Source organism: Streptomyces solincola, assembly GCF_002982015.1.
Taxonomy (GTDB): domain Bacteria; phylum Actinomycetota; class Actinomycetes; order Streptomycetales; family Streptomycetaceae; genus Streptomyces; species Streptomyces solincola.
Window position 1 is genome coordinate 21,549 of record NZ_PVLV01000107.1, and the last position, 6,000, is coordinate 27,548.

4 protein-coding genes and 1 pseudogene are annotated in these 6,000 nt (G+C 73.1%); all 5 read left to right on the forward strand.

The features are described from left to right. Positions 1-14: 14 nt before the first annotated feature. On the forward strand, positions 15-572 hold the full coding sequence (locus C6N75_RS08480) for a DUF6197 family protein (RefSeq protein WP_105868240.1): 558 nt from the start codon (positions 15-17) through the stop codon (positions 570-572). Positions 573-650: 78 nt separating this feature from the next. After that, a complete protein-coding gene (locus C6N75_RS08485; RefSeq protein ID WP_105868241.1) occupies positions 651-2,969 on the forward strand; it encodes a DUF2637 domain-containing protein in 2,319 nt (772 codons plus the stop codon). 274 nt (positions 2,970-3,243) lie between these two features. Beyond that, on the forward strand, positions 3,244-3,786 hold the full coding sequence (locus C6N75_RS08490) for a hypothetical protein (RefSeq protein WP_258177292.1): 543 nt from the start codon (positions 3,244-3,246) through the stop codon (positions 3,784-3,786). After that, on the forward strand, positions 3,783-4,028 hold the full coding sequence (locus tag C6N75_RS08495) for a carbohydrate ABC transporter (RefSeq protein WP_105868242.1): 246 nt from the start codon (positions 3,783-3,785) through the stop codon (positions 4,026-4,028). Before C6N75_RS08490 ends, C6N75_RS08495 begins: the two co-directional genes overlap by 4 nt. 172 nt (positions 4,029-4,200) lie before the next feature. Next, positions 4,201-6,000 (forward strand): annotated as a pseudogene (locus tag C6N75_RS30115) (hypothetical protein); the annotation flags it as partial.

Consider the following 6,000-nt stretch of genomic DNA (forward strand, 5'->3'; position numbering starts at 1 on the left):
GAATCGAGGACCTCTTGTCCAGCACCCCGACCCCGACCAGCCCGTCCGCCGCGATGTTCGGCGACGTCACCCTCCAGGCCGCGGCCGCCCTCGCCCAGGACGCCTACACCCCAGTGTGGATCGCCGCCTCCGGCGAGCAGACGGCCGGCGAGCTGGTCGCCCGCCACCTGGAGAGCACGATCGCCCTGCTGGAGCAGGACGGCTGGGCCCGGACCTACACCCCGTGGTCCACGCCGGACCTGCCCGCCGCCGACGACCCGAACGCCAGCGTCGAGGACATGGTCCGCGAACTCATCCGCGCGATCCGGGACGACGCCCCTGCGGGTCAGCCCCGCTGCCTGTCCATGGCCCTGAACCACGTCGGCAGCGGCACGGACGGCGACGGCGACACCCGCGACATCGCCCACACCGTGCTGGACCTCATCATGCGCGCCCACACCGGCCACGACACCGCCCGCGCCATGGCCTGGGCCGAGCGGGCGCACCGCACCCTGCCCGAGGTGACCGCCCTGCTGACCGCCGGCGCTCGCTTCGCCCGCGCCCACGGCCCCTCCGCGGCCGTCGCGATCTGACCGCCGGCGCCCCGCACCGCCCGCCGCCGCCCCGATCTCCCGGTCGGGGCGGCGGCCTTGTAGAGAGAGGAAGGCGTCGTGGCCGCCACGCGCACTCGCAAGAGGCCCCCCGCCGGGAAGAAGCCCGCCACCAGCGTCAAGCAGCCCGCCCCTACGGCTCCGGCGGCGAAGCCCCTGGCCGCCGCCGCTGTCGCCGTCAGGCCGGTGGCCCGGCCGGAGGCGGTGGAGGCTTTGGCCGATGCCGCCGACCGGGCCGCCGACATCGTCGACCTCGCCCGCGATCAGGCCGCTCGGCTCCTGGCCGCCGCGGACGCCGACGGCCAGGAGCGGGTGACCCGGGCTACCGCTCAGGCCGCCGCCATGCTCCGCGCGGCCCGCGCCGACAGCACTCACATCCTGGCTGAGGTGGCCGAGGAGGCCGGCCGCCGGTTGTGCGCGGCGGCCGACCAAGCCGACCAGGCCCGACGCAGCGCCGATCAGGACACCGACCAGTTGCGGCAGCAGGCCGCCGCGCTCATCGAGCAGGCCCACACCGAAGCCGATCGGCTCCAGGCGACCGCACGCCAGCAGGCGAGCGACCTGCTGGCCGGCGCCCAGGAACAGGCGCAGGACCTCCTTAGCGCCGCACGGCAGAAAGCCCACAGCCTCACCACCCAAGCCACCCAGGACGCGGACGAGGTTCGGGCCACCGCGGCTGCCCACGCCAAGGAGCTGCGGGCGGCCGCCGCGAAGGACGCGGCGCAGGCCCGCGCCGAGGCGGAGCGCGAGGCGGCCGCTGTACGCGCGGACGCCGGACGGCAGGCGGTGACCGTCCGCGAAGACGCCGCCCGTGAGGCTGCTGCGCTGAAGGCGGAGGCTTCGCGCGTGCTGCGTCTGGCGGGTGAGGACGCCAAGGCCAAGCTCGCCCAGGCCGCTCAGGACAGCGAGCGGACCTTGTCCGTGGCCCGCGGTGAGGCCGAGCGGTTGCGCCGCCAGGCCGAGCAGAAGGCCGACGAGCTCTCGGCCGACGCCGCCGACCGGCAGACACAGATCGCCCAGCGCGAGGAAGCTGCCGCGCTCGCCGAGCAGCAGGCCCGGCAGGTGGGGGAGGCGGCGGCCGCTGCGATGCGCAAGGCCACCGACCGTGTCGAGCGGCGGCTGGCCCGCCGCCGGCTGCGCGAGCAGGCCGCCGCCGAGCGCCGCCAACGCAAGGACGAGGCCGCCGACCGACGCCGGGCCGCCAGGGCCGCCGCCCGAGAAGGCAAGCCCACCGGTGGGCAGCGGCTGCGGTCGTGGGCCAAGACGAACACCGAGCGGCTGCTGGTGGTCGGCCCGATCACCGCGCCGATGGCGGTCGCCTGGACCGGGCAGGCCGGCTTCGCCGAGGACATCCTGGGCTGGGCCGTTCCCTTCACCATCCTGTTCGCCGCCGCCTGGGAGCTGTCCACCGCGTTCGTCGGCTGGATGTACCACCAGGCCCGCAAGGCCGGCGACGCCGGCACCCTCTACCGCATCTCCACCTGGATCTTCGCCTGCGGCGCCGCGCTCATGAACTTCTGGCACGCCTCCGGCCAACCGACCAGCCCCCGCGTCTTCGACCCGGCAGCAGACCGGTGGGTGCAGGAGATGACCTACTGGCACATGACGCCCAAGGCGGTCGCGTTCGCGGCGATGTCCATCGTCGGCATGGTCCTGTGGGAGCTGTACGCCTCCCTCATCCACCGCAAGCAACTGCGCGAGGACGGCAAGGTCGCCGCCGCCCGCCCCAGCATCGGCCTGGTCCGCTGGGCCCGCTACCCGGTCCACTCCTTCACCGCCTGGTCCCTGGCGATCACCGACTCCCGGCTCACCACCCTGGACGACGCCTGGAGTGCCGCGAACCGCGAACTGAACCACCGCCACCACCTGCGCGCCGCACGCGGCGGCGCTCCGCTCCCGGCGTCCTACCGGATCCTTCCGATCACCGCCGCAACGAATCCCGCGCACATCCCGAACCTGCAGGCCACCCTCACCCGAACCGACCTCCCCCAGCCGCGAACCGGCGAACCGAACCCGAACCGGTTCGCCGAACTGCCCCCGCCCCCTGGTTCAACCGACCGCGAACCAGCACCCGAAAACCGAACCTCGAACCCGAAGGGCGAACCCGCAACCCGCGAACCGGTTCGCGAACACGCCCCCACCCCCTCCACCCCAACGCGAACCCACCCCGAATCCACCAGCGAACCGGCCGCGAACCTCACCGGCCGCGCCCAACGACAGCGCGCCCAAGTCGAACAGATCTTGAACCTGATGGACGAACTCGGCTTCGCCAAGGTCACCCTCCCCGAAGTCCTGCAGCGAACCGACATGGGCAAGACCACCGCCTACCACCGCCTCACAACCGCCCGCGCCGAATACCGCGACCGCCACGCCTCCTGACCGCCGCGAACCCCGGCGCTAACCACTGCGCACCAGCGGTTCGCGAACCATCACGCGCCAGCGGTTCGCAAACCATCGCGCACCAGCGGTTCGCGAACCAGCTCGAAGCGAGCGGTTCGCTAACCGCGCGGCCGCGGGCGCCCGCAGGCGAGCAGCGCCTTGCCGGCACCACCGGTCACGCCCAGTCCCTTCGGCCACCCTGCCCGTGGACTGGGCCTGGCCGCACCTGCCGGACAACCGCCAACCACCCCACCCTTCGGAAGGGACCTTCGTGATGAGTACCCACCGCCCGCCCGCCGACGGCCACGACTCGGCCGCCGGCTTCGGCGCCACCAACCCCGGCGACACCCGCCGGCCCGACGGGCCGCTGGCCGACATCGCGGCCAGCGCGGCCGCCACCGCCCGCTACCTCGCCGACCTCCAGCTCACCGTCCGCGACATGGAACGCCACCTGGCGGTCCTGACCGACCAAACCACCGTCCACGTCCGCGGCACGCACCTTCAGGGCGACCGCTTCTACCACGCCCGCCTGCGCGCCCGCCCCGTCGAAAAAGCCCTGGAAAAGGCCCTCAGGGACGCGCGCAGCCTGATCGCCGACCTGGAGAGGGCGGCCTATCAGCGCCGTGATTTCGACACCGGATGCGACACCACGGTGAAAGACCGCAAGCAAAAGGAGCTGGAAAAGACGCGTAAGAAGTCGCCGCACGCCATCCCGCCCAGGCCGAATATTCCGCCGCAGGTTCCGCAGCAGCCGAACACCGGCTATGCTGCACCTGTAGCCGGAATTCACGACCTGCGAGGACGTGAGAGCGCATGAGCGCTGGACGCCCACTCACCCGCCAGGAAATGAAGGCGAACAACTCCCGCACGTATCTGCTGGCTCAGCGGGACGATTACATTCGCCGGTACGGCGAGGACCTCGGCGCATACCGCTTCCTGCTGATGCTGCTGCAAACGCACGGCAGCAAGCTCCACAAAAGAGGCGACACCACCACGCTGCGGGGCATGGCGCACGAGCTGAACGGCATCTTCGCCAAGTACACCCAGCCCCGCAGCTAGCGGCACCCGCCGCCGCGCCGCCCGCCCACGCGAGACCCGAGAGGGCCGGCCGCCATCCGCGGCCGGCCCTCTCGGCGTGGCCCCAACGCCCGCACGCCCGCACCCCCGCACGCCCGCCCGCGCACACGCGTGTACGCGAGGCCCTCGGCGGCTGTCAAGAAGGGAACAGCACGTGTCCACCTCCGACCACGATCCGCCGACCCACGGCGGTCCCGGACAGCTCATCCCCTTTCCGCCCCCCTCCGACGTCACAGATCGGCCCGTGCAGATCGCGGATATCGACCGGCTCATCCCGCCGACCGATGAGATTCCACCCGAGCGACCCGAAGAGCAGACCATCGAGCTGCCGCCCATCCGCCAGCCCAGCCCCCCGGAACACGCCTTGCATTCCGAGGGAATCGACCACCCCGCCGAATCAGAGGAATTCGGGACCGAAGAAGCCGGTGAGGAAGCGGAAGCCGATTACGATCCGTGCCGTACGTTGACGGAGCGGATCGGGGATTGGCTGGAATACCGCATCGCCCGCGCCTACGCAGACATGGCGGCCGAGGCCCCGCATAAAGAGGCCGTGGTCGAGGCGAAAGTCGCCCGCCTGAAAGCCGCGTCCGAGCGGGAGATCGGCCTTCTCCAAGCGCAGAACAAACTGCGCCAGGCCGGGATGCTGGCGGAGGCCGAGAAGAAAGCGGCGCAGGGCAAGTCCGACGCCGGCGCGCTCAAGTCGCCCGCCGCGGGCGGAGGCGGCAAGCCCGCCGGCGGCGGAGCCAGCGGCGGTAAGCCGGGCGGACCCGCCGGTAAGGCCGGCCCCGGTGGTGCGGACAAGGGCGGGGGCAAGCGCCCGCCCGCCGGCCCGGATCGCAGGGGCGCCGGCGAGCTGGACCGGCGCAAGGCGGACCAGCAGGCCGCCGCCGCGAAGGCCAACGAGCACAAGCGCCGCGAGCAGCAGAAGGCCGCCGACGACAAGCGCCGCCAGCAGCACCAGGCGCAGCGCGAGCGGCAGAAGGCGGCCGACGACAAGCGGGCGCGGGCCGAGCAGGCCAAGAACGACGGCCGCAAGGCGGCTGACGGAAAGCGGGCGACGAAGGATCAGCGCAAGCCCGACGGACCCAAGAGCGGCGGTCCCGGAAACGGCAAGGGCGGCCCCGGAGGTCGTGGGTTGTCGCCGCGTCAGCAGCGCGCTGATGACCGCTCCAAGGCCCGTGACGAGAGGGCTGGTGCCAAGCAGGCCGCCCGACAGGAACAGGCCCGGGCCAGGCAGCAGGCCCGCCAGGAGCGGCGCGCTGCCGACAAGAGCGCCGATCGCGAGCAGCGAGCCAAGGACCGCGACCAAGCCCGCGCCAACAAGCAGCGGGCCTGGGAGGAACGGCAGCGTCGCCGTCAGGAGCGGCGGGCCGGTCGGGAGGCGGCCAAGTCCGCCGCCTGGGACGGCAAGGCGACAGCCGCGGGGGAAGCGAAGGCCGCGAAGACGGCGGCCGGGCAGGGTGCGGCGGCCGGGCAGGATGCCCCTCGCACCGGCTTGGGCGAGGCGCTGTCGCAGGAGGCGCGGCGTCGGTTCGACAAGCGCCGCCGCGCCGACGAGGAACGCCGCAGCGCCGCTAGGGAGGAGCGCCGCGCCGCCCAAGAGAAGACAACATCAGACACCGACCCGAAGGCGGGCGGAAAAGGCTTTGGCCGGGGCCCTGCCGGAACGGCAGGCGACCCCGGGCCCTTCGGTCCAGCGGGTAGGCGAAAGGCCCGTCGGCGGGCAGGCGGCGGCTCCGCTGGGCGGCCTAGGACTGGTCGGTCATCCCCGGGTGCAACCGATCCAGGCGGGTTCGCCGGGTGGGAGGCGTCCGGGGAGCATGCCCGGCCGCCGCGCCGCTACGACCGCGCCGAGGACGTCATCGATGGTGAGTTCCGCGAGGAGAGGCCGTCGGCTGCGCCGGTCACCACCGGCACTCCCGGGCTGCCGCCCGCGCCGGAGCGGCGCTTTCCC